Below are 22456 nucleotides of genomic sequence, written 5' to 3'. Positions count from 1 at the left end.
AACGTCGCTCGTTCTCTGCCTGGGAGCGCTCGATGAGGTTTGAAACCCAGCAACATCTGAAAATGGGCCAGCACATGAAGCTGGCGCCCAGGATGATCCAATCGATGGAGATCCTGCAGATGCCGCTGGCCGAGTTGCAGGAACGCATCCAGCAGGAACTGGAGAACAACCCGACGCTGGAACTCGCCGAGCGCGAGGGCGAAGCGGAAACCGAGGTCGCGGGCGACGATGTCGATGTCGTAACCGCATCCGACGACGACGCGGACGAAAGTGACTCGGACGGCGCGGTCTCGGAAGATGAGCGCGAGCTCGATGTCGGCGACGACGTGGACGATTTCGCGCGGCTCGAGAATTACGAAGAAGCAAACCCGGAAGCGGCGGAGAACGAATTCGACGAATCGCCGAAGGCCGAGGTGCCGAGCGCGCCCGAGAGCGCCTCGCAACCGTCGCGCGAAGAAGACTTCGACTATTCGCCCCGACAGCGCTCGGATGACGACCGCGATGCGAAGATGGAAGCGATGGCGGCAACGCCCGCGCGCGCCGTGTCGCTCGGCGATCAGTTGCTCGAGCAATGGGGTCTTGCGGAGATCAAGCCGGAATTGCGGCCGCTCGGCGAACTGATCATCTCTTTTCTCGACGCGGACGGATACCTGCGGACCGGGCTCGATGTGATCTCCGATCGCGCGCCCGGCGAACCAAAGCCCACCGTCGCCGAACTCGAGAACGCGCTGAAGGCCGTGCAGTTGTTTCTCGAGCCGCCTGGGGTCGCGGCACGCGACGCTCGCGAGTGCTTGCTTCTCCAGATCGATGCGCTCGAAGACGGTGAAGACGAGAAAAAGATCGAGCCCGAAGTGATCTCTCACGCGCGGCTGATCATCGAGAATCACCTCGATGATCTCATGAACAACCGGCTGCCCCGGGTGAGCGAGAAGACGAAGCTGTCGCTCACACAGATCCGCGCGGCACTCGAACTCCTGAAGAAGCTCAGCCTCGCGCCGGCCCGCCGGCTGGTGACGGATGATGTGCGCCCGATCGTGGCGGATGCGATCGTCGAGTACGACGCCGAGAACGATCGGTACGTCGCGTACCTGAACGAGACGCGCATCCCCGATCTTCGGATCAATCAGCAATACGCGCTGCTCGGCAAGGGCAAGGAGATGGACAAGCGCGGCAAGGAATTCATCCGCACCAACCTGTCCAATGCATCTTGGCTGATCGACGCGGTGAATCAGCGCAAGCACACGCTGCTGCGGGTTGTTCAATCCGTGGTCGATGCCCAGCGGGATTACTTCGATTTCGGGCCGCAGGCGCTCAAGCCCTTGCCGATGACGCAGGTGGCGGATCAACTCGGGATTCACGTGGCGACGGTGAGCCGCGCCGTGAGCGAAAAGCACATCCAGACGCCGCGGGGGGTCGTGCCTCTGCGAAAATTCTTCTCCGGCGGCGTGCAGACCGAGGGCGGCGAGGACATGGCGTGGGACGCGATCAAGGTCGCGCTCCGCGACATCATCGACCACGAGGACAAGAAAAAGCCGTGGTCGGACGACGCGCTGGTGGACGAACTCAAAGGCCGCGGCATCGAGATCGCGCGGAGAACTGTCGCGAAGTATCGGGATCAGTTGAACATCCCGGCGGCGCGATTGCGGCGGGAGTTTTGAATCCGATCGGTTCGCCGATTCCCGCGTTCACCACGGTTGGCGCAGAAATCCCATGATGCCGAGCGATCCAATTCCCGCGTGCAACCCGATCAGAACCGCAAGCGCAAATAATAAGCCGCAGAGTTTCAAGTGCATGGTTCGTATACTTCTGCATTGGAGGTGTGCATGCGCTTGACCGGGATTCGTTTAATGGCGTTCGTGTTTGCGCTCGCCTCGGTTGTCGTCTGCCTTCGAGCGGCGGCGCTGCCTCCGGCGTTTACCGCGATCAATCTCGATGCCGCGAAAAAGAAAGTTGCGGGAACGGACAAGGTCGTGGTCATTAAGTTCACGGCGGAGTGGTGCCCGCCGTGCAAGCTGATGGACAGGACGACGTGGCGCGACGACAAAGTCGTCGCGTGGGTCAAAGAGCACGCCGTCGCGATCCAGGTGGACGTGGATCGTGAGAAGAAAACCGCTTCGGCGTACAACGTCGAGGCGATGCCGACGATGGTGATACTGCGCGAGGGCAAGGAGATCGCCCGCTTCGTGGGAGCGATGCGGCCGGCGCAAACGCTGTCGTGGTTGGAATCAACGACGGGCAAAGTGGCGACGGCGAAGGCGCCCGCTCCGAAACCGGCGGTGAAGAAGCCCGCGGAGGCGACCAAGGCGAGCACGGTTGAGCCGATCGTCGAGCGGCTCAATCAGAACATCGAAGATAGAAAATACGCGGAGGCCGCGAAGGACCTTCGGGAGATCTGGAGCAACGACAACGCGAACGACGCGCTTCGGCGGGGCGGGGTCGCGACATCGCTCTATCGCCAGATCGCTGCGCTTCTCGATTCCTCGACCGAGGCGAGATCAACGGTCACAGGCATTCGCGACGAGATCGAAACTCGACTCGCGAAGGGACCGGAAGAGACGCCGGCCGATCGCGGCGATTGGCTTGTGCTCAACGAGCTGCTTTCGGAAGATGCGAAGAGCCTGTCGTGGTTCGATCGGGTGAAAAAGCAGGACGAGGCCGCGGCAACGTTCCAGCCGGTTTTTGCGACCCTTCTTCCGTTGCTGGACAGAAGCAAGCGACTTTCAGATGTGCCCGAGGCGGTTCCGGACCCATCGACCTGGGCGATGGAGCGGTACAAGGCGGTTTCAGAGGAAAGCACGGGCTCGGGGTCGCTGGCCGAAGCGCGATGGAAGATCTTTGAAAATCAGGGCGCGAAGGTGTACGCGGGATACATCGCCGCGAAGCAGAACGCGAAGGCAGACGAGCTGGCGGTGGTGCTATTAGAGCTTCGCGACACCCCGACTATGCGTGTCGCTCTGGCGAAGGCGCTGGCGGATGCGGGGCTTTCCAGCCCGAGCGCAAGGGTCTGGCTGGACGAGGCGGCAAAGAGCGGCGAGGATGTTTCGGAGTTGCGGGGGCAGTTGGCGCGGTGAGGCGAACAGGAAACACCGGAGTTGCAAATGAATCGGATCGTCGCGTGCGTGTTGGTACTGTTCGCTGTGGCGATCTGCCGCGCCGACCTGCCCCCCGCCTTCAGCGACGTCACGCTCGATGCCGCGAAGAAGCAGGTGCAGGGAACCGACAAGGTCGTCGTAATCAAGTTCACGGCGGAGTGGTGCCCGCCGTGCAAGGTAATGGACAGGACGACTTGGCGCGACGACAAGGTCATTGAATGGGTGAAGAGCCACGGCGTCGCACTGCAGGTTGATGTGGACAAAGACCAGAAAACCGCGATGGCGTACAACATCGAGGCGATGCCGACGATGGTGATGCTCCGAAGCGGCAAAGAGATCGCCCGCACGCTGGGGTACATGGACCCGACGCAGACGATTTCATGGATGGAATCGGCGGCGACAGGAAAAGCAGTGACCGCCGCGCCGGCCAAGGCCAAGGCCGATCCGAGCGACACGCCCGTTCTTCGATTGATGTCGAGCCTCGACAAGAGTGTGGAGGAAGGCAAATTCACCGACGCGCTTTCGATCGTGCGCGAGATGTTCGCGAAAGAGAACGCAAGCGACCCGCTGCGGCAGATCGGGCTCGTCGCCGAAGTGCACCCGCAGTTGCAGGCGATTCTCAAGGGCGCGCCGGACGCGAAGCAAGCGTTCGCATCCATTCGCGATGAGATCGAAAACGCGCCGGTGGAGCCTCCGTCCATCGCCTCAAACGGGCCGCTGAACGACTGGTTTGCGTGGAACAGCATCCTCGACGATGACGCCCGCAGCCTCGCGTGGCTTGAACACATGAAGGGAGAACGCAACGGCGCCGCGTGGATCGACGTCGGCTTTGCCGGAGTCGCGCCGCTTCTCTACCGGCACCGGCGCGCCGCGGAGATCGCCGAAGTGCTGCCCGGCGCCACCGATGCTCTCAAGCGCCGGCACCAGCAGATCGTTCCCGTGGCGGACGGCCTAAGCAAACCCGATCCGTCCGCCGCGGCGAGGATGTGGGCCGACTTTGAAACGCTCGGCGCGCAGATCTTCGCGGGAAACGTCGCGGCAAAGAAGATCAGGGAAGCCAACGAGATCGCGGAAACAATGCTCCAGTTCCGCGACACCCCCACCATGCGCGTCGCGCTCGTGCAGGAGTGCGTCGAAACAGGAGTGCTCGGCCCCGGCATGAACCTGTGGCTCGATGAAGCGCAGAAGTCCGGACAGGATGTGGGCGGGCTGAAGAAGCAGGTTGAAGCGCTGCGCAAGCCGTAGTTGCGCTCTCGCGCGCGGCTCTAGAGTTCGTCATGCACAAGCTGTTTGCAACGTTTCTTCTCCTCGTGACTGTCACCGCCGCAAGAGCGGATTTGCCCCCGGCTTTCAGCGATCTGACGCTCGACGCCGCGACCAAACAGGTTGAAGGAACGGACAAGCTGGTGCTCATCAAGTTCACTGCCGAGTGGTGCATGCCGTGCAAGGCGATGGACCAGACGACCTGGCGTGACGACAAGGTTGTTGAGTGGATGAAAGACCACGGCGTGGCGATCCAGGTCGATGTCGACAAGGAGCGCGACATCGCGGGGCGCTACCAGATCTCGGCGATGCCGACCATGGTGATGCTCAAGGGCGGAAACGAGATCGCGCGCAAGACCGGGTACATGGATGCGGCCGGGACGCTGAAGTGGATGGATGATGCCGCGGCAGGGAAACTGATCGGCGGACCGAGGGTGGACAAGGACTCGCGTGACATGGGGGCGCGATACCAGACGGTTCGCGAGCTTGCAACATCGGGAAAACCCGACGAGGCGACCGAGGAATACGTGTGGCTGTGGGAGCACATGCTGGAATACGAACCCAGCATGGCCGGCGTGCGCGGTTCGTACATGGCGAGCGACATGGCGAACCTGGCGGCACGACACGCGCCGGCGAAGGCGGCGTTTACAAAGCTGCGGGATCAAGCGGATGAGGCGCTCAAGGCCGGCAACGCGAGCACCAGCGGGCGCGATGACTGGATTGTGCTGAACGAAATCGTCGGCGATGAGGATCGGACCCTCGCGTGGTTCGATGCAGTGAAGAACACACCGGAAGCACCGGCACAGTTCGAACGGTCCGCGTTCCGGATCTTTGATCTTCTGGTCACGCGCGATCGGCTCGCGGATATTCCGCTGCTGTACCCAAGCCCGTTGCAGACGATTCGCGCCGACTACGCGATGAGCGCCGACATGGCGAAAATGGCGCCGCAGTTGCCGGATTCGCTTGACGAAGCGACGAAGCAATCGATTCTCGAACAGACGTGGACGATGTTTCGCGAGCGCGTCGCCGTTCTCTATGCAGGGTACCTGACCGCGGGAAGGGACGAAACCGCCGGAGAGATTCTGAAAGACGCGCGGAGCTTGCACGATCCGCCGCGGTTGATCACCGGCGCTGTTGGATATGCAATGAGCAAAGGGCAGGCACGTCCGGACATGCGGGCGCTGCTGGATGATGCGGACAAGAGCGGAGCGGACACAATGGCGCTTCGCGAGCAGCTCGAAGCCGCGCTCTCAGGCAAGTGACGAACGAGGCCGCCGCAAAGCACTTTCTAAGCCACCATCTTGCCGCCCGGAGCGGGTTCGCTGGTCTTCTTCGCGTCTTGCGTGTGGTACACGAAGCGATCCTTGCCCCCCTTTTTCGCCCGGTACTGGCAATCGTCAATGCTGGCGAGCAACTCATCGACATTGGCGGGCGGCGCATCGAACGTCGCGGCGCCGATGCTGAAGGTAACATCACGCTTCAAGGCGTCCATAGCACGCGTGAGTTCGGCGTGAATGCGCGTGACGGCCAGCTTGCCCCCTTCGCAGTCGGTCGCGGGCATGAGCAGCACGAATTCATCGCCACCGACGCGCGCGACGACATCGGCCGGGCGCGTGCAGGTGCGGAAGACTTCCGCAACGGCGCGGAGGACGGCGTCGCCCTCGGCGTGGCCGAAACGATCATTGACCTGCTTGAAATTGTCGCAATCGACGTACGCCGCGGAAATCGGCGTCTTTTCCCGCCGCGCCGCGAGAATCAGCCGCTCGGCCTGGATGCACAGGTCGCGGAAATTCGAAAGGCCGGTGAGTCCGTCGGTGCGCGCGTGCGCCGCGTATTGATGGATGAGATCGCGGAATCGCGACGAGATCTCGGCCATGAAGATGTAGGTGATGGCGCGCGAAGCGAACGACCAGGTAATGAGACCGAGGCTCGCGTCAGTTGGAAGAACGCGGTAGGAATCGACGAACGCGCAGAACGCCGCGATCACGGAATAGGTGTACGAGACGAGGCGACCGCCGAAGCAGCCGACGAGGAACACCGGCGCGAGCGTGAGTGCACTGAGCGAGATATGCGGACCGAGCTTGAGATCGACCGCGACGATCGGGATGAGCGCGATGAGCGCGAGAGACAGCACGTCGAGTTTGCTGCGACGTTCGAGCCACCGCGCCGTATCTTCGGCGTCGAGCTGTGACCAGAGACGGAACACCGCATCGGATATCGACGCCGAACGGGGCGTCGTTTATCCGGGCTTGGCGGATGGACGGGTCAAAAGCGTGTTATTTTCGGGCCGGGGCGGAGCGGCGGGCCTTGCGGGCGGGGGAAGAGCTCGCCGCACTTCGCTTTGGGTTCGGTAGACCATTCGCTTCGGCCAGCTTTTTGAGTTGCGCCGCCGTGAACATCGTGCCCGTCGTGTCCCGCTCCCAGGTGTGCGCCGGCCCCTGCAGCTTTTCGTAGTGCACCCACATCTCGAACCAGTAGCTCCGGAAGGCGTGCGATTCGAACGGCGCGAAGTGCTCGTGCACGCGCTTCATCACCTGCTTCGAATTGCCGGTGTAGCCGAGCACCGAGCGACCGTGGCGGACGCTCTCGGTATCGAGCGGAAGGCGCGAGTAGCGCCCGAGCAGCTGCATGATGTTTGCCGCGGCATACGGACCGACGCCGGGAAGCTCGAGCAGCGTTTCGTGCAGCACGTCGTCCGGCGTGGAAGGGTCCTCGATGATGCGTACTTCGGGAGCGTGCGTGGCGAAGAGCCGCGCGAGTTCGATAATGCGGAGATCGCGATAGCCGACGCGGCACTGGGAGCGCAGTGTCTGCGGTCGCGCACGTGCAAGCGCCGAAGCTGTCGGGAACGTGAGCAGACCCGACGGCGTGCGCTTCCCCACCACTTCGCACAACCGCCGGTTCATCTGAACAGTGCCCGGCCAGGTCACGTTGCAACTCGTGACGGTTTTCAGCACATCTTCAAAGAGCGTCGGCGAGCGGAAGAGTCGCGCACGGCCTGAACGCTTCCAACGCGGATCGACCTTGTGGAACGCGCGGACGTGCGCCTCGTCCTCATCGAGCCGGAGCATGCGCCGGATCAGCGCCTCTGCCTGCTTGCGCTGGGCGAGCGCGAGCGCCCGATCGACGCGAACCTTCAGCGGCTTGCCCTTTCCCCCGGGCTGCGTGATGACGACGCCGACGACCTCTTTTCCGATGTTGAGGCCGCGCGAAAGTGCCTGCTCATCGACATTCCAGCGATTGGGCGCGAGAAGGAAGTAGCCGTACGAGCACGCGTCGCGAAGGAGGGAGTAATCGGAGGGTGGCTTGATCGAGAACGAGGGCATCGGAATTCACCAAAGGAGCTGCAGAGGCACAGAGAGAGGGAATTGGGGGAAAAAGCAAGAACGCCGTCCCATCACCCCCTCCATCTCTCCACCTCCCCACCTGGTCACCTCTTCACCTGCTCACGTTTCATTTCTTCTCTGTGTCTCTGTGCCTCTGTGGTAAATGTCCTTCACGCCGTCAGCTTCCGCTCGAGCGGAAACAGGAAACTCGCGATATTGACGCAGAGCCGGTCGGAATAGCGCGCGAAATCGGCGTAATGCTTGTCGAGCTGGGCGCGGAGATCGCCTTCCGAGATTCCGGCGCGTGAGCAGAAATCTTTGTCGTGCGGCAGCAGCGCCTCGATCATCGCGCGATCGAACTCCGGGTGATGCTGGAAGCCGTACGTGCGAACCCCCGCCTTGAAGATCTGGTTCTTGCACTCTTTGGTCGAACCGAGCAGCGTCGCACCCGGCGGCAGTTGCTTGATCTCGTAGCCGTGCGTTTCATACGCCCCCGCATCCCACGCGATTCCGGCGAGAAGCGGCTCGGTCTGGCCGACCGGGTTGAGCGACATTGTCTTCATCCCGATCTCGGGCGTGTCCATCTTGCCGACCTGGCCGCCGAGGGTCTGCGCGATCATCTGCGCGCCGAGGCAGATGCCGATGACCGGGAGCTGGCGCTCGTGCGCCTGTTTGAGAAACGACATCTCGCCGGGCATCCACGGATGATCCTCGCCGACGTTCTGCGGGCCGCCTAAGGCGATCACGCCCTGCACATTGTCGAAATCGGTGGGGATGAGTTGCCCGTCACCGAAATCTTCGAGCGCGAGAATGTTGATCGGATGATCCGCCGCGAGATCAAGACGCCGGATCGAGAGTTTGAAGCCGTGATCCCGAAGCGTCAGACCGAGCCGACCGGGACCGACGAGCGCTCCGTGTTGAAAGACGATGATTGCCATGGGAGCCGACTATAGGAAGCAGCGCTATCGATTCAGGCTTGCAACAAACGTTTCTACTGACAGTCCAGATTGCCGAATAATCGCGCGCAGCGTCCCCCGATCCAGTTCTCGATGTAGTGGTACTGTGACAGCCAGACGTGGCGATTCCCGTACCAGAATTGCATGAGAACCCTTCGTACGACGATGTTGGAAGCCGAAGCGTGCGAGCGCGCCGATCACTTCCAAGCCACTCATGACCGGAAGCCCGCTCATTCTTCTGCCGCCTTGCTCTTCTTCTGCCGAGCGTTTTTTTCGGCGTCAGCAGCTGCTTGCACACGTCCCAGTCGTACTGAGAGCCCCGTGAGTTCGAACTCATTTCGCTCGTTTCTGTGACCGGGCCTCGGATTCTCTCCTTGGCTGAGCTTCCTGTTGGTCCGGATTGAAAGCAGCCCCTTCTTCTTGAGTTCATACGCCCAGCGTCGCACGGTGTTTCGATCGCGGCCACACCACTGTGCAAGCTCTTCCCAGTAATAGCGAACCTTTCTGTCTCGATATTCATCCACCTTCAACATCAGAATCAAGAGCAGGTGGTGTGGCTCAATCTTGAGATCGAAGAATCGCTTCGCCAATATCTTCGGGAACTTAATGAAGTTTCCGTCGCTCTCGCAGCTCTTCGGCCAACGAACAGTTCCTGCCTGCTGATCGAGATCGCTGCCTGCCTTGGTCGCCAAGCGAACTGTGGGCTTTTTCATTGCAGTCATACCAGAATCTTGGCGCTGTTACGCTCGCAATCCAGAAAGCACCTCTCCGTCATCCCGTATTACCCGGTTACGTCTTACGGCGCAACGTCTCTACGCGCGACATCTCTAGATGGTGTCCACTTTAGAATAGGTGCGGAGCATCATCAATGACACCACAGTATGTTCAATGTTAGACACCCAGGGTGTCCAAAGATTTCTATGCGGCAGGGTCTGGAATCGTCTCGATTCGCGCGGACATCGAGTCAACGGGAATATTCCAGCCCATTTCGCGAACTGTTTCCACCCAAAGACTGATTGCTTCGGCCACATTCGCAAGGGCTTGTTGAGTGGAGCTGCCCTGCGAAACACACCCGGGAAGCGAGGGTACTTCCGCAACCCAGTTTCCGTCCTCTCCCTTGTAGATCACAACTTGCCTCACGCCTTCATTATCAGATATTTCCGGCGGCAAATCAAGGGAATTTTGATGCATCACACGGCGCGGTTCTGATACAGATTCGCGGCCGGGACGCCTAGCAGGCTGTTGAAAAACTCCAACCAGTCGCAATTTCGAACCGCCATCTACCCTCGCGACCCGGGTCTGAGGGCCAGAAAGTTGTCTGCAATGCGTCGGCGCAGTAGGCACAATCAGAATTTCAACAGCCTGCTAGACCCGCACCATGCTCGCGTATTCCTCGAAGCGCTTGTCGAGGTCGGCCCGCTTGATTTCCTTGAGCCGATCGAGGCTGAACGCCTCGATGGTGAAGCTCGCGACGACGGTGCCGTGCACCAGCGAGCGACGGATCGACGCGAAGCTTCCGGGGTCGTGCTGCGACGATTTGTCCGACGACAGGAACCCCATCAGCCCGCCGGCGAATGTATCGCCGCAGCCGGTTGGGTCGATGACGCGCTCGGTCGGGTACGCGGGCAGCGAGCAGATGCCGTCGCGATGGATGAGCAGGCAGCCGTGCTCGCCTTTCTTGATGATGACAAAGCGGGGGCCCAGGTCGAGGATGTGGCGACCGGCGCTCACGCTGTTCAATTTTCCGGTCAGCAGTTCCGCCTCGTCGTAGTTCAGCACGAGCCCATCGACGCGCTTCAGGAGCGCGAGCAGATCGCTCTTGGCAACTTGGATCCAAAGGTCCATCGTGTCCGCAACGGTCAGCACGCGCTTGGGGCACTGCTCCAAAAACCCCGCCTGCACCGCGGGCGGCGAATTGGCCAGGAACAGATACTTCGAATCCGCGTACGACTGCGGCACCTTCGCCGGCGCTTCGCCCACGACACCAAGCTCGGTGAAGAGCGTGTCACGGCTGTTCATGTTGCTGTGATACTTGCAGCCCCAGCGGAATGTCTTGCCGCCTTTTCGGGTCTCCAGCCCCTCGAGATCCACGCCCGGAAACTGCTTGAAACTCTCGCGGAACTGCGGCGGAAAATCCTCACCGACCACCGCGACGATGCGCAGCGGCGAATAGAAACTCGCCGCGGCGGAGAAATACATGCACGATCCGCCGAGCACCTGATTGGCGTGCCCCGTCGGAGTAACAACGTCGTCAATGCCGATGGTTCCGGTGACAAGAAGTGACATAGGGCGGAAGAGTAGGAAGACCGGAAATCGCGAATCGTGCGGTCGTCACTTCTTGGCGGGCAGCGGAGTGCCCGTGTTTTCCGGACGAACGTAGTGCACTTTGGCGATCGTGTTGCGCGTTCCGTCCGGGTTCGGCGTCGCCAACACCTGCACGTCGTACGTTCCATCATCGAGAAAGGTGTACTTCACCTGGTACGGCACCATCGTGCTGTTCTCAGAGAGCGCGTAGCTGTTCCAATCAAGGGTCATCGTGTTGCCTTCGAGACGCACCGGCGCGAGCGTGAACGTCCCATCCTGATCAAAATTCCAGACGGTCCATTCGCCGCTGCGCGGATCGACCGCGGCGGTGAAGTGGCTGTGCTGCGCCATTGTTTTCTCATTGCCGAGAAAACCGGTCGCGAAGTACACGCGCCCGTCGAAGAGCGGCGTGACGTGCGTCTTGCCGCGGAAGGTGCCCCCGTCGCTCGTCGTTTGCGAAAACTCCCAGTCGCCGACCATCGACTCGAACCGCTTCTTGATCGCGTTTGCCTTCGCCTCGCGATCCGCCGGTTCGAATGCTTCCTGCATCTTCTCGAGCGACCACGCGTTGCCCTTCTTAAAGAACTCGTACGCCTTGTCGTACAACTCGCCCTCGCGATAGCCCATCCCGGTGATCGTGATCCTCGTCGATGTCGGCGTGAGCGGCTCGAGGCGCAGCACGCTCCATCCGGTTTCGCAGATTGCATGTATGTAATCCGGCGCGCTCTTCGGCGCGACCGACTTCAAGACAAGCATGCGCTCGGGCTCGAACGTCACGATCTGATTCACGATCGTGCCGTCATCGCCGAGTGTTCCCGTCGCGTCGTACGTTGTTCGGATCGCGCCGCCAGGACGAAAATCGACGTCCGCCTTCGCGACGCCCCACATCTTCTGGATTCCCTCGCCCGTCTGGAAAGCCTTCCAGATCTCAGATGCGGGCGCATGGATCACGCCGGAGTGGCGGAGAATCCGATCTTCGCCGAGAGCCGCGAGCGCCATCGACGAAACCGCGGCAACAACAAGCAAGCAAGATGCGAACTTCATGGGTGCAACTCCAGTGAGATCAACGCCATGCGCCAAGGATCGCGCCGGCGGCCATGAACGCGACGAGCTGGTACACGCTGTCAAGGATGTACGCCGCGAAGGGGCGGGTACGGGTGATGTGATCGGTGAGTCCGATGGCCGTGGTGGCGAAGAGCCAGAGAAATGCGCCGAGCACGGCGCCGTCGAATGCGCCGCGCAGACCGATGTTCACGACGATGAGCGCCATGGCGAGCGCGCCGATGAGGTACGCGATGATCATGACGCTGAAGAAGACTTGAGGTGGGCGTGCCTTCTGCATCACCTTGACCTGCTCGTCGGTATACCCGTGCAGGCGCTGCCACAGCTTCGCAAAAACCGCGCCGTACCAGATTCCGCCGATCAGGAACATCGCGACTCCCGCGACGACGACCGCCAACCAGTTGATCTCGTTGAGCTTTGCGAACATGCGTGTCTCCCGGTTACCTGGAGGATCGCTCGGCGGACGCCCGCTCGAGCAGAAGTTCGAAATATCGACGGAGTTGTCCGACCGATGCGTCGTATGCCGCGGCGGAGCGCGACGAGCGCGCTTGCATCAATCCGCCTTCCATCACAGTGAGCACCGTTGCGGCGAGGTGCGTGCGATCGAGATCGCGCGGCAGCCGATCGCCCGCATCTCTCAGCCACTTTTCGACGCACGCGGACCATCCATCGAAATTGCGTTGGATCAGCGGCCGGATTTCGGGGTGCGAATCCGCGACCTCGAGCGCAAGATTCCCGATCGGACAGCCGAGCCGGAACTCCAGCGGCGAAAACCAATCCCGATACTGCTGCAAAAGAGCGAACACGCGCTCGATCGGATCGCTGGTCTTCTTCTCGACCGGCGCCATCACGATCGGATGCAGCAGTTCCGTGTATCGCTCAAGCACCGCGGCAAGCAGCGCATCCTTGCTCGGAAAAAGGTTGTAGAGACTTCCCGGGTTGACGCCCGCCTCGCGCAGGATCGTGGAAACTCCGGTGGCGTTGAACCCCTGCTCGTGGAAGAGTCGGGCCGCGGCATCGAGGATGCGTGTGCGCGTGTCGGGCTGAGAGGACAAAGGAGGACTCATTGAATGATCGCTCAATTGTTGAGCGTTCATTCAATCATGCTGCAGCGGTCCTGTCAAGCGGATTTTCTCTGAAACCGAAAGTACTTTCAGTTATGGACCGGGTGGCGAATGCGCCATGTGGGGCGTGAACCCGAAGACTGTCGAAGTACCTCGAACCGATCAGCGCAGTTCGAGCAGCATGTCGATCGTCGCGACGCAAAAGCCGCAGGATTCGAAGAGTTTGCGCGCGGCCGGGTTCTGTGCCGCGGTTTCGAGGCGTATTTGTTCAACGCCGATCCGGCGAAACTTTTCGATTGCCCGTAGCGCCAGCAGTTTTCCGAGGCCTTTCCCGCGCGCGTGCGGCTCGACCCAGACATCGTGGATGAATCCGAAACGAGCAAGACGGTAGATCGGGATGCTGCGCTCGGTGGTCGCGACGAGAAATCCCGCGATCTTCGAATCCTGTTCGACCACGAGCAGCGCGCTCTCCGGATCGGCGATTCGCTCGGGAAGCCAGCTCTCATACATCATCGCGACGTTCGGACGCATCGCGTAGCGCGCGGGATCGAGCGATTCGTGCATCGCACAGATTGCACGCACCATCGGCAGAATGGCGGGTACGTCCGCATCGGTCGCGTCGCGCACCACTGCCGCGGCAGTCATCCGACGCTCGCCTTCTCGAACCGCGCCGCGATGTACGCCTGAACATCCGCGGGCGCAAAGCTCAGCATCGTGCGGATGAACGCGTTGCGCTCGAACCACATGATGTCGAAGTCCCAGACGCAGAACGACTCGTTGCCGGGAGGCTCGCCCCAGTCCGCTCCTTCCGAGCGCGTCAGGATTCGCGTCGCGAGTTCGTTCTTGTTCTCCCACCAGCAGATTACGAGGTAGTCGAGCGGCGTCGCCAGATGCTCGATGACAAAGCCTACGGGCGGGCGCTCGGGACCTTCGCGCGCACGCGGCAACGTCCGAAAGACCGCCTCGGTCGATTCTGCCGACAGCGGCTCATCGCGATTCGATTCCCGCCCGAGAATGCGGTACGGCTTGATCGCCCAACCATCGCTCCGGACGACCGGGAGTGCCGCGACGGGTCTTGGATGAAAGCTGGCGGAGTTCAGCGTCACGCCTGAGTTTACGAGCGCGGCCGCACCGGGATTTGAATCAGGTCGCGCGTGAAGCGCACAGTCACTCAGATCTTGCGTTCGCCCCATTCCTTGGGCTGAACAACTTCCTTCGCGAGGCCGACGGCGCGGAACGCGCGAATCGTCCAGTAGGTGAGATCAAACTCCCACCACTTGTGGCCGTGTGCCGCGGCACGCTGATCGGCGTGGTGGTTGTTGTGCCAGCCTTCGCCGCCGGAGAGAATCGCGACAAGCCAGTTGTTCCGGCTGTCCTCATCGGTTTCGTAGTTGCGATAGCCGAAAGTGTGCGTGAACGAATTCACGCTCCACGTGATGTGCCAGACCGCGACGGTGCGCACAAAGACGCCCCAGAAGAGCCAACTGAGGGCGAGCGCCCAGCCGCCGGAGGTCGTGCCGGTCGTGGCGTATCCGACACCGAAGCCGAGCGCCATGATGATGACCGCGTGGATCGGATAGATGAGAAGCCAGAGCGGGTTCTCCTCCATCGACTTGTAGACGGGGTCGCGGAAGAGATCGACGCAGTACTTGCGGATGCTTTCTTTGCTGTCAACGTGCGGATTGGTGACAAAGAGCCACAGGATGTGGCCCCACAGGAAGTTGACAAGGGGAGAGTGCGGATCGGGCTCGTGATCGGAGTGCTGGTGGTGGCGCCGGTGTGCCGCGACCCACGATGCGGGTGTGCCTTCAAGGTTGCAGATGGCGAGCAGCGCGAGGGCGCGCTCGAACCACTTGGGGACGACAAAGCCTTTGTGCGTGAGCAGGCGGTGGTAGCAGATGTTGATCCCGATCATCCCGAAGAAATAGATCCCGAAGATCATGAGCGCCACGCCGCTCCACGAGAAGAACATCGGGAAGAACGCGGGAATGGCGGCGAGGTGGATCGCGCCGATGGCGATGATGACGTGCCAGCGAAGGACGTACGGCTTCACACCCTCGGGAACCGAAAGCCGCCGCTCGACGGTCGCGGGCGCACCCGTTTCCGGGTCCATCGGAATATCGAGCGCGGGGGCCGGAGGTTGGACGAAGGGCGAGACGGGCCGGGTTGCGGTGGTCGTCATGAGTTGTTCACTGGTATCGGGGAGGAACGATGACCGCGCGGAGGGAAGGGGGTGGGGTGGGGTGGGGTGGGGTGGGGTGGGGCGCGGTCGGACCGGAAGGTTAGCCTGTACCAACGATCTTTGGGAAACAATTCCGGCCGCTTTCTCCATCGGGTTTGTTTCCGACTTCACTCGAATCGGATGCCCTGCGCCAGTTCGAGCTTTCCGGAGAAGTTGATCGAGCAAGTCTGGCGCCGCATGTAGGCCTTCCAGGAGTCAGATCCCGACTCGCGCCCGCCCCCCGTTTCCTTTTCGCCCCCAAACGCGCCGCCGATTTCGGCGCCGCTGGTTCCCATGTTGACGTACGCGAGCCCGCAGTCCGATCCGGTGCCCGCGGGAGAAAGGAAGCGCTCGGCGAGCCCGGCGTTCAACGTGAAAATTGCGGACGAGAGCCCCTGCGCGACGGAGTTCTGGAGTGCGATCGCGTCTTCCGGGTCGCGATACGTAAAGACATAGAGGATCGGAGCGAACGTTTCCTCGCTGGCGATCGGCAGTTTGTTGTTCGTCGGGGCGCGGACGATCGTCGGCTGAACGAAGTGGCCTGTGAGGCCGGGCGCGGAATGTTTGTCTCCGCCAACCAGGACCGTTCCCCCCTGCTGCTTTGCCGCGGCAATCGCGGCAACGAAGCCTTCGACCGCGCGGGCGTTCACCAGCGGGCCGACGAGTGTTCCTTCGTTCGAAGGATCTCCGATGCGGACCGACGAATACGCCTTGGTCAGTTTGGCGAGGAGAGCATCCGCAACTTTTTCGTGCACGATGAGCCGGCGCGTCGTGGTGCAGCGCTGGCCGCAGGTGCCGACCGCGGCGAACAGGATCGCGCGCGCGGCCAGATCGAGATCCGCATCCTCGTGGACGATCGCGGCGTTGTTCCCACCGAGTTCGAGCAGCGAACGGCCGAGCCGCTTTGCGACGACCTCGCCCACGCGCCTTCCCATGCGGCAGGAACCGGTCGCGCTGATCAGGGGCAGACGCTTGTCGGCGATCAGCCGCTCACCCACGACATCGTCGCGCCCGATGACGAGCGTGAACAGGTCTTCGTGACCGAGCGCCGACGCGACGCGCTGCGCGATCGTGTTGGTCGCGATCGCGGTGAGCGGCGCGAGCAGGCTTGGTTTCCAGATGACGCTGTCGCCGCAGACCGCGGCGACCATCGCGTTCCACGCCCAGACCGCGTTCGGAAAATTGAACGCGGAGATGACGCCGATCGGGCCGAGCGGGAGCCACTGCTCGCGCATCGCGTGGCCGGGTCGCTCGCTGGGCATGGTGAGGCCGTACAACTGGCGCGAGAGGCCGACGGCAAAGTCGGCGATATCGATGGTTTCCTGCACCTCGCCTTCGGATTCCGAAATGATCTTGCCCACCTCGGCGGTGATGATCGCGCCGAGCGCCTCTTTGTGTTTGCGGAACTCATCGCCGACGGCGCGCACGACCTGGCCGCGGACCGGGGCCGGGACTTCGCGCCATTTATTGAATGCGGCCACACTCCGAGCAATCGCGGCGTCGTAGGAGCGCTCGTCGTCGAGTTTGATCGCGGCGATCGGCACCGCGGTTGTCGGGCTATTGACGACCTCGATCAGCCCATCGACAGACCGATCGCCGGACAAGTCGAGAATAATGCGAGGATGTGAAGTCAGGCCAAGGGCATCGAGTGCGTTTCGAAGCATGGTGTCAGTGTATGAAAGCGCTGCGATTTGTCGCGCCGCCTTCAACGGCTCGGACGGTTGACGATGTGCGCGATGGTGTCGGAAATCGCCATAGTCAGCATCTCGTCTTGCTCGCCAGGGGGAACGCTCAGCAACTCGCACGCTGGGGACCAGAGATCGTTTTCGCCCTTGGATTTCGAGGTGGCAATCAAGAGCCATCGGGCGAGGCGGCCTCGTTCGACCTGCGAAAGCTGTCTTATGTCCAGCGACGCCAGAATCTGGTTGCCGACGGCGGGGTTCAGTCGAAGCAGCCGTTGCAAGCCGTATCCCGCGCAGTTGTCGCCTGACATTCGAGCATCGGATCCTGTGCCATCGTGGAGCCACGAGACTATTACGCGCCGCGACTGGTCAGCCGAATAGAGAGACATTTCGATCGAAGCGGAACACGTCGCGAGCAGGCGATCTTCCTCCCCGTGCTTGGCCTCCAAGAACGAGACGAGGTACTCCGGGCCCTCCTTCACAAAATGAAGCGGATCACGGATGCGAGGCCGCTCCGTCATGCTCAGCGTGAACATCGCGATCGCGCGGAGCGTCAATAGCCCAAGCCCGAGACCGATCGCAATCAGAATCGCTGCCGCAACCCATTTGTGCAGGAGTTTCACGCGACGTATTCCTCGAAAAGACCCCGCTTTCCTTGCTGTCTACCCGAAATTGTACAGACAACCTCCAAACACGATCGCGCGTTATCCGGCCGCATTCCGGCCGAGTTTGGTTCGATTCTGCCATCTCCATAGATTCTGAAGAAGCGACCTTCAACGAGCGCCGATGTTCGAAACAGCCCTTTTTGCTGAGAGACGGGGCCAAGTATGAGCCGCACACGCGCCATCCATCTCGCGACGCTCATCGGCGCAGGAGTCGTGTCGGCAGCCCTCACCGGCTGCGATCGCGGCCCGAGCATCGGCGTCGGCGTCGTCAACAAGACGGGCCTCATGATGACCAATTGCATCGTGCGCTTCGACGAGGCGAATCTCAACACGGGCGTCGTGCTGACGAACGCGCGGCGCGAGTTCTCGTATTTCGACAAGCCGATTTCAGAAACCGCGACGGTCGACGTGATCTTTCCGGACGGCGCCAAGCGCAACATGAAGGCGCACGTCGGGAATGTCTACGACCGGGCGCGATCGGGAACGCTCGTCTTCGAAGTCGGCACCGAATCGGTGCGGGTGTTCTTTGAACGGGCGAAGTAGCGCCCGCCGTTTCTACTTGGGTTCCTTCGCGAGCAGATCCGCCACGCCGCGGGCGATACCGACCATGGTGTTGATGTCCACCGCGGCCTTTGGATTGTTCCAGCCCATGGAGACGGCGAACATCGCGCCGTCGTTTCGCTCGAGCAGCCAGGTGAGATTGATCACGCCGGGCTCGGAACCGCCCTTGTACGCGACGCTCGGCCAAACCTTCTTGTCGAAGGGAATGCCGCCATTGATCCGCAGCACACGCTTGAGCTCGTCCATCCCCGGCCTCTCTTCAAGCTCGTGCAGCTTCAGCATGGCGTTGCAGAGGTCGGTCGCGGAGGAAAACCACTCGATCTCTTCGATTTCGATCGGGACTGTCCACTTTTCTGCAAATTTCAGATCGGGCTCCGACTTGCTCACCTCGCCGCCCGGCGCGAGAAGCGCCCGCCTCCCCGCTTCGTCCGCGCTCGCGTAACGCGTGGCGAGCCCCTTGTCCGGCGAGAGCTTGATCCGGAACATTTCCATCGTCGTCAGAAAAGGCGTGGTCCGCGCCGCACACGAATTCAAACCGGCGGCGTATTCCTCGACAGCTTCGCGCCCCGCCCGATGGATGAGATGATCGGTCGCCGTGTTGTCGCTGATCGAGATCATCTTCGCTGCGAATTCGCTGAGCGGAATCGCCTTGCCCGCCGGCTCGTTCTGCATCACTCCGCCCGGCAGACTCTTGAGGTCATCCGAGATCTTGATCTCTTCGTCCCACTTGCCCTTACCGGCGAGAATCTGCTCGCCGAGCGTTCCCAGCACGTAGAGCTTGAACGTTGATCCGGTCGCGAGGCACAGCTCGGGATGAATCGTGTACACCGGTCGCAAGGCGAATGTTCCGTCCGATGAGGGGGTCACGGCGTACGCGGCAAAGTTCGTGCTCCCCGGCAGCGACCCGAACTTCTCGTCGAACTGCTTCCAGGATGAGAACGCGGCCTTGGCGGGTGCCGCGGGCTTGAGCAGCAGGCCCTGCATCTTCCCTGACGCGTCCGTATCGACCGACACCTCGAGCAGTGCGTCGCCACCCTGTAGCACCGCGACGAGGTGGGATTCCGTGGCGTCCGGCTTGATCTGTGTGAGCTTGGCGCCGTCCTTGAAGACGGTTGACTTCGCGGATTCGAGGAGCGGCTTGATTCGCTCGGCCGGAACTTGCTTCAGGAATGCCTCGTTGAAGCGATCGGTCGGCTCTCCGAACTCGCCCTTGCCGTTCAAAAAATTGACCAGCCACTTGAGCTGCTCACCGGCGGGGGAATCGGGAACGGCAACCTCTGCCGAAGCCGACCCCGGCGCGGCCGGCTGGCGCGCGACCGATGGCAGGGACCCCAGGCTCACCGAAACGCCGAGCAGAATCACGAGAAGTCGATTCATGTGTGCCCTCCGGGTACGGAATATGCGCCGAGCCAACGGCCGGCCGCGAACGCGCCCTCAGAATAACACCGGATGGAGCGTGGATCAGGCGGTGACCTTGCGGGTCATCTTCTCGATGCCATTGGGCGTTTCGACGAGCAATTCCTGGCACTCGGTCAGGAAAAGGCCGTGGTCCGCCACACCGGCGATCTGATCGAGTTCCGCCGCGAGCTCATCGAGGTCGTGGTGTTCGATCGAGACGTCGATCAAGAGATGCCCGTTGTCGGTCAGGAAGAACTGGCCATCGAGCGTGCGACGGATGACACCGTTCAAGCCAAGATCGCGCAAGCGGGTGCGAACCGAAGCGAGCCCGAACGCCATCACGGCGATGGGAAGCGTGCAGGTCTGACCGAGGCGATCGACGAGTTTGTTCTGGCCGACCATATAGATGGAGCGAGTCGAAGCGTGCGCCACGATCCGCTCGCGAACGATCGCGCCGCCCTTGCCCTTGAGCATGCGGAGCTGAGGATCGACTTCATCCGCGCCGTCGAAAATGAAGTCCACTTTTTCGACCATCGCGAAATCGATGATGGGCAACTGGTAGTTGCGCGCGACGGTTTCGGATGCGTGGCTGGTCGGCACGCATTGGATCGAGAGCTTTTCGGCTCTGACGCGCTCGGCGAGAGCGAGGATGCCTCTTGCCGCGGTCATGCCCGTCCCCAAGCCGATGATCATCCCGGATTGAATCTCGGCCACTGCCGCGCGTGCGAGTGCATCCACTGGGAGCACCTCCGTGCCCGTATCCACATCTGCTGACTGAGCCGTGAAACACATCGCGATGACTGTAGGCGATACTCAGCGCACGAAAAGCAAACGGCCGTTTCAATTTCACGCTTGCGATTACTAGGTTGCGCTCGTGCATACCGTTTGTTTCGCTCTGGCGCAGCATGCGCGCCGCGCGATCATTCGTCTAGCGCGGCCTCGGCTCCGGTAACTCGCGGAGAAACTCAACGAGTCTTTGTGCTGTCGGGCTGCCCGCGTCACGGACGTACGCCCCGCTGGTCGCACAACCGAGCGCCAGGCACTCTTCCAGAGTCATTCCCGCGAGCTGTCCGAGGGAGAACCCCGCGTTGAAATGGTCGCCCGCGCCCGTCGAAAGCCGCGGAGTTTGCGTGAATGGACCGTCGAACCACGCGGCGTCCGCGTCGACGCTTGCGGCGCCGGCTCCCTCGCGCGGATGGATCACGACGCAATCGATACCGATCGCGGCGCGAATCGCCTCTGCGCCGTCGCGCACGCTCTCGCCCAGAGCGGAACCGGACTCCACATCGAGAACAGAGAGCTCCAGCACCGATGCGATGCGCTGCGCTTCGGCGTGATTCAGTCCGAGAGTGACCGGCACGGCCGCATCTAAATCCGCAATTCTGCGTACGGCGGCGCGGACATCGTCATCCGACCTGCGCGTCGGATCGGCGAGATCGAGAAATACCCGCTTGGAGTCGGCGCGCCCCTCGCTGAAGACCTCTTTGCGTATCCCTTCCCAAACTGACTCGACGCCGGGCATCATGACCCAGTTCACGATGCCGATCAGCGCCGCGGAACGGAAGATCGAAACCAGTCGCTCGCGTCCGATCTCCGACGCAAGCGACTCCCAGCAGATCGTTTGCACGTTGCGGGGGCGCCCGAGCATGATCTTGCCGTCATCGAATTCGAGTGCGTCGGTATGGGCGGGCGGCCCCACCGCGATGACCTGCGAGCATCTCGTGGCAAAGTCGGCGTAGATCGGATGAAGCTCGCGGGGCCTGTCGTGCGCGCCCACGGCGCCGATGTACGTCACGGGCGCGCCCGCGCGCCCCATCGCGCCAGCCATGAGAGGTCCGTTGCCACCGAACCGATCTTCCTTGACGACCAGCTCGATGTTCGCACTCTTTCCCGCGGCCGCCGCCACGCGCCGCGAGAACTGCTCGATCGTTCGGAAAGGAATGTATCCGTCCGGACCGAGCGATTGTCGCTTCTCGACGGGATGGATGATCGAATCGATGAATCCGTCGAATCCGACGACCACCGGAAGGTTCTTGAGGGCGTCGATCGATTCCGTGAGCCTGGTTGCCGCGGATCGAGCGATGTCATTCCTGGCGGGCATGGCGGCAAAGTAGGCCGGGCGCCGTCGAACCGGTGCATGCCCGGGGCCGGCGCTGCAAGAATCGATCATGGTTGAGATCGTGCTCGCAACGGCAAACCCTCACAAAGTCAAGGAAATGAAGGCGATCTTCTCGGCTCTCGCGCCGGCGGTGCGGCTGATCGGGCTCGACACGCTTGCCCCCGGACCGATCCCCGAGCCCGCCGAGGTCGGCTCGACCTTCGAAGAGAACTCCGAGATCAAGGCGATCGCGTACGCAAGGGCAACAGGGCGCGTGTGCCTGGCAGACGATTCCGGGCTGGAAATCGACGCGCTCGGAGGGCGTCCCGGGGTCATCAGCAGCCACTACTGCACCGACGGGCGCGAAGCGGGGATGACCCGCGCCGAACGCGACGGGGCCAATAACAATCGCGTGCTCAGGGAGTTGGAAGGAATCGAGAGCGTTCAACGCTCGGCGCGCTTTGTCTGCACCATGACGCTCGGCGACGCCCAAGGCAGGATTCTCGGCCGGAGCAAAGGAACCTTCGAAGGCCGAATCGGAATTCCGCCTCGTGTGCCGAGCGGTCACTCCGGATTCGGATACGACCCGTTGTTCCTCGTGGCGCCCGACTTCCTGCGAACGAGTTCGGAGCTGCCTCCCGAGGAAAAGAACCTGCTCAGTCATCGCCGGCGCGCGGCGGAACAAATGGCAAGAATCGTCGAAACTATGTAGAATCGATCGTCTACCGGACATTGAGATTCGTTCCCTTTGGGGTACCGGCTTT

General features: G+C 61.9%; 24 protein-coding genes. 6 read left to right on the top strand and 18 right to left on the bottom strand.

What is annotated here, in order from left to right:
* Positions 1–32: 32 nt before the first annotated feature.
* From rpoN to KF691_03715, 4 genes are all read left to right on the top strand, one after another.
* Positions 33–1658, top strand: coding sequence for an RNA polymerase factor sigma-54 (rpoN, locus tag KF691_03730; GenBank protein ID MBX3388548.1), 1626 nt, complete (start codon positions 33–35; stop codon positions 1656–1658).
* Between the two features lie 189 nt (positions 1659–1847).
* Positions 1848–3071 (top strand): thioredoxin family protein, encoded by a 1224-nt coding sequence (locus KF691_03725; GenBank protein ID MBX3388547.1) that lies wholly within the window; start codon positions 1848–1850, stop codon positions 3069–3071.
* A 27-nt stretch (positions 3072–3098) separates the two neighbouring features.
* Positions 3099–4337 carry a thioredoxin family protein gene (locus KF691_03720; GenBank protein MBX3388546.1) on the top strand — a complete coding sequence of 413 codons (1239 nt, stop codon included), beginning with the start codon at positions 3099–3101 and terminating at the stop codon, positions 4335–4337.
* 32 nt (positions 4338–4369) lie between these two features.
* On the top strand, positions 4370–5617 hold the full coding sequence (locus KF691_03715) for a thioredoxin family protein (protein ID MBX3388545.1): 1248 nt from the start codon (positions 4370–4372) through the stop codon (positions 5615–5617).
* Positions 5618–5643: 26 nt separating this feature from the next.
* On the opposite strand, the gene KF691_03710 is transcribed toward KF691_03715, so the two are convergent.
* The 15 genes from KF691_03710 to KF691_03640 form a co-directional block, all read right to left on the bottom strand.
* A complete protein-coding gene (locus KF691_03710) occupies positions 5644–6561 on the bottom strand; it encodes a GGDEF domain-containing protein (GenBank protein ID MBX3388544.1) in 918 nt (305 codons plus the stop codon).
* A gap of 70 nt (positions 6562–6631) precedes the next feature.
* Positions 6632–7681: a hypothetical protein gene (locus KF691_03705; GenBank protein ID MBX3388543.1), complete on the bottom strand. Its 1050-nt coding sequence runs from the start codon at positions 7679–7681 to the stop codon at positions 6632–6634.
* A 170-nt stretch (positions 7682–7851) separates the two neighbouring features.
* Complete coding sequence (locus tag KF691_03700) at positions 7852–8619, bottom strand: type 1 glutamine amidotransferase (protein ID MBX3388542.1); 768 nt, start codon at positions 8617–8619, stop codon at positions 7852–7854.
* 24 nt (positions 8620–8643) lie between these two features.
* Positions 8644–8871: a type II toxin-antitoxin system HicA family toxin gene (locus tag KF691_03695; GenBank protein ID MBX3388541.1), complete on the bottom strand. Its 228-nt coding sequence runs from the start codon at positions 8869–8871 to the stop codon at positions 8644–8646.
* Positions 8868–9359, bottom strand: a complete 492-nt coding sequence (locus KF691_03690; protein ID MBX3388540.1) for a hypothetical protein — start codon at positions 9357–9359, stop codon at positions 8868–8870. Before KF691_03690 ends, KF691_03695 begins: the two co-directional genes overlap by 4 nt.
* Before the next feature lie 196 nt (positions 9360–9555).
* Positions 9556–9777 (bottom strand): type II toxin-antitoxin system HicB family antitoxin, encoded by a 222-nt coding sequence (locus KF691_03685; GenBank protein MBX3388539.1) that lies wholly within the window; start codon positions 9775–9777, stop codon positions 9556–9558.
* Positions 9778–10002: 225 nt separating this feature from the next.
* Positions 10003–10923, bottom strand: a complete 921-nt coding sequence (locus KF691_03680; protein MBX3388538.1) for a sugar kinase — start codon at positions 10921–10923, stop codon at positions 10003–10005.
* Positions 10924–10968: 45 nt separating this feature from the next.
* Entirely contained in the window at positions 10969–11985 is a 1017-nt protein-coding gene (locus tag KF691_03675) for an SRPBCC domain-containing protein (GenBank protein MBX3388537.1), read from the bottom strand.
* A 19-nt stretch (positions 11986–12004) separates the two neighbouring features.
* Positions 12005–12430 (bottom strand): DUF1761 domain-containing protein, encoded by a 426-nt coding sequence (locus KF691_03670; GenBank protein MBX3388536.1) that lies wholly within the window; start codon positions 12428–12430, stop codon positions 12005–12007.
* A gap of 13 nt (positions 12431–12443) precedes the next feature.
* A complete protein-coding gene (locus KF691_03665; GenBank protein ID MBX3388535.1) occupies positions 12444–13070 on the bottom strand; it encodes a TetR/AcrR family transcriptional regulator in 627 nt (208 codons plus the stop codon).
* A 159-nt stretch (positions 13071–13229) separates the two neighbouring features.
* Positions 13230–13712 (bottom strand): GNAT family N-acetyltransferase, encoded by a 483-nt coding sequence (locus KF691_03660; protein MBX3388534.1) that lies wholly within the window; start codon positions 13710–13712, stop codon positions 13230–13232.
* Positions 13709–14173 carry a hypothetical protein gene (locus KF691_03655; GenBank protein MBX3388533.1) on the bottom strand — a complete coding sequence of 155 codons (465 nt, stop codon included), beginning with the start codon at positions 14171–14173 and terminating at the stop codon, positions 13709–13711. Before KF691_03655 ends, KF691_03660 begins: the two co-directional genes overlap by 4 nt.
* Before the next feature lie 65 nt (positions 14174–14238).
* Entirely contained in the window at positions 14239–15249 is a 1011-nt protein-coding gene (locus KF691_03650) for a fatty acid desaturase (GenBank protein MBX3388532.1), read from the bottom strand.
* A gap of 167 nt (positions 15250–15416) precedes the next feature.
* A complete protein-coding gene (locus KF691_03645) occupies positions 15417–16952 on the bottom strand; it encodes an aldehyde dehydrogenase family protein (GenBank protein ID MBX3388531.1) in 1536 nt (511 codons plus the stop codon).
* A gap of 41 nt (positions 16953–16993) precedes the next feature.
* Complete coding sequence (locus KF691_03640; protein MBX3388530.1) at positions 16994–17593, bottom strand: hypothetical protein; 600 nt, start codon at positions 17591–17593, stop codon at positions 16994–16996.
* Positions 17594–17797: 204 nt separating this feature from the next.
* Between KF691_03640 and KF691_03635 the strand changes: the two genes are divergently transcribed.
* Complete coding sequence (locus KF691_03635; protein ID MBX3388529.1) at positions 17798–18178, top strand: hypothetical protein; 381 nt, start codon at positions 17798–17800, stop codon at positions 18176–18178.
* Between the two features lie 12 nt (positions 18179–18190).
* Here KF691_03635 and KF691_03630 read toward each other — a convergent pair whose 3' ends face one another.
* From KF691_03630 to KF691_03620, 3 genes are all read right to left on the bottom strand, one after another.
* Positions 18191–19573: a serine hydrolase gene (locus KF691_03630; GenBank protein MBX3388528.1), complete on the bottom strand. Its 1383-nt coding sequence runs from the start codon at positions 19571–19573 to the stop codon at positions 18191–18193.
* Positions 19574–19657: 84 nt separating this feature from the next.
* On the bottom strand, positions 19658–20332 hold the full coding sequence (rpiA, locus tag KF691_03625) for a ribose-5-phosphate isomerase RpiA (protein ID MBX3388527.1): 675 nt from the start codon (positions 20330–20332) through the stop codon (positions 19658–19660).
* A 190-nt stretch (positions 20333–20522) separates the two neighbouring features.
* Entirely contained in the window at positions 20523–21695 is a 1173-nt protein-coding gene (locus KF691_03620; GenBank protein MBX3388526.1) for a carbohydrate kinase family protein, read from the bottom strand.
* Positions 21696–21762: 67 nt separating this feature from the next.
* Between KF691_03620 and KF691_03615 the strand changes: the two genes are divergently transcribed.
* Positions 21763–22404 carry a non-canonical purine NTP pyrophosphatase gene (locus KF691_03615; GenBank protein MBX3388525.1) on the top strand — a complete coding sequence of 214 codons (642 nt, stop codon included), beginning with the start codon at positions 21763–21765 and terminating at the stop codon, positions 22402–22404.
* Positions 22405–22456: the final 52 nt, after the last annotated feature.

The organism is Phycisphaeraceae bacterium (genome assembly GCA_019636555.1).
In the GTDB taxonomy this organism is placed as follows: domain Bacteria; phylum Planctomycetota; class Phycisphaerae; order Phycisphaerales; family UBA1924; genus JAFEBO01.
This window is presented reverse-complemented; position numbering and strand designations above follow the sequence as displayed.

Excerpts from the sequence above, each read along its gene's own strand:
- KF691_03650 (MBX3388532.1), bottom strand. The coding sequence starts at position 15,249 with ATGACGACCACCGCAACCCGGCCCGTCTCGCCCTTCGTCCAACCTCCG.
- rpoN (MBX3388548.1), top strand. The coding sequence starts at position 33 with ATGAGGTTTGAAACCCAGCAACATCTGAAAATGGGCCAGCACATGAAG.
- KF691_03635 (MBX3388529.1), top strand. The coding sequence starts at position 17,798 with ATGAGCCGCACACGCGCCATCCATCTCGCGACGCTCATCGGCGCAGGA.
- KF691_03630 (MBX3388528.1), bottom strand. The coding sequence starts at position 19,573 with ATGAATCGACTTCTCGTGATTCTGCTCGGCGTTTCGGTGAGCCTGGGG.
- KF691_03700 (MBX3388542.1), bottom strand. The coding sequence starts at position 8,619 with ATGGCAATCATCGTCTTTCAACACGGAGCGCTCGTCGGTCCCGGTCGG.
- KF691_03615 (MBX3388525.1), top strand. The coding sequence starts at position 21,763 with ATGGTTGAGATCGTGCTCGCAACGGCAAACCCTCACAAAGTCAAGGAA.
- KF691_03645 (MBX3388531.1), bottom strand. The coding sequence starts at position 16,952 with ATGCTTCGAAACGCACTCGATGCCCTTGGCCTGACTTCACATCCTCGC.
- KF691_03690 (MBX3388540.1), bottom strand. The coding sequence starts at position 9,359 with ATGACTGCAATGAAAAAGCCCACAGTTCGCTTGGCGACCAAGGCAGGC.
- KF691_03620 (MBX3388526.1), bottom strand. The coding sequence starts at position 21,695 with ATGCCCGCCAGGAATGACATCGCTCGATCCGCGGCAACCAGGCTCACG.
- KF691_03660 (MBX3388534.1), bottom strand. The coding sequence starts at position 13,712 with ATGACTGCCGCGGCAGTGGTGCGCGACGCGACCGATGCGGACGTACCC.
- KF691_03695 (MBX3388541.1), bottom strand. The coding sequence starts at position 8,871 with ATGAGCGGGCTTCCGGTCATGAGTGGCTTGGAAGTGATCGGCGCGCTC.
- KF691_03675 (MBX3388537.1), bottom strand. The coding sequence starts at position 11,985 with ATGAAGTTCGCATCTTGCTTGCTTGTTGTTGCCGCGGTTTCGTCGATG.
- KF691_03720 (MBX3388546.1), top strand. The coding sequence starts at position 3,099 with ATGAATCGGATCGTCGCGTGCGTGTTGGTACTGTTCGCTGTGGCGATC.
- KF691_03725 (MBX3388547.1), top strand. The coding sequence starts at position 1,848 with ATGGCGTTCGTGTTTGCGCTCGCCTCGGTTGTCGTCTGCCTTCGAGCG.
- KF691_03670 (MBX3388536.1), bottom strand. The coding sequence starts at position 12,430 with ATGTTCGCAAAGCTCAACGAGATCAACTGGTTGGCGGTCGTCGTCGCG.
- KF691_03665 (MBX3388535.1), bottom strand. The coding sequence starts at position 13,070 with ATGAGTCCTCCTTTGTCCTCTCAGCCCGACACGCGCACACGCATCCTC.
- KF691_03705 (MBX3388543.1), bottom strand. The coding sequence starts at position 7,681 with ATGCCCTCGTTCTCGATCAAGCCACCCTCCGATTACTCCCTCCTTCGC.
- KF691_03680 (MBX3388538.1), bottom strand. The coding sequence starts at position 10,923 with ATGTCACTTCTTGTCACCGGAACCATCGGCATTGACGACGTTGTTACT.
- KF691_03715 (MBX3388545.1), top strand. The coding sequence starts at position 4,370 with ATGCACAAGCTGTTTGCAACGTTTCTTCTCCTCGTGACTGTCACCGCC.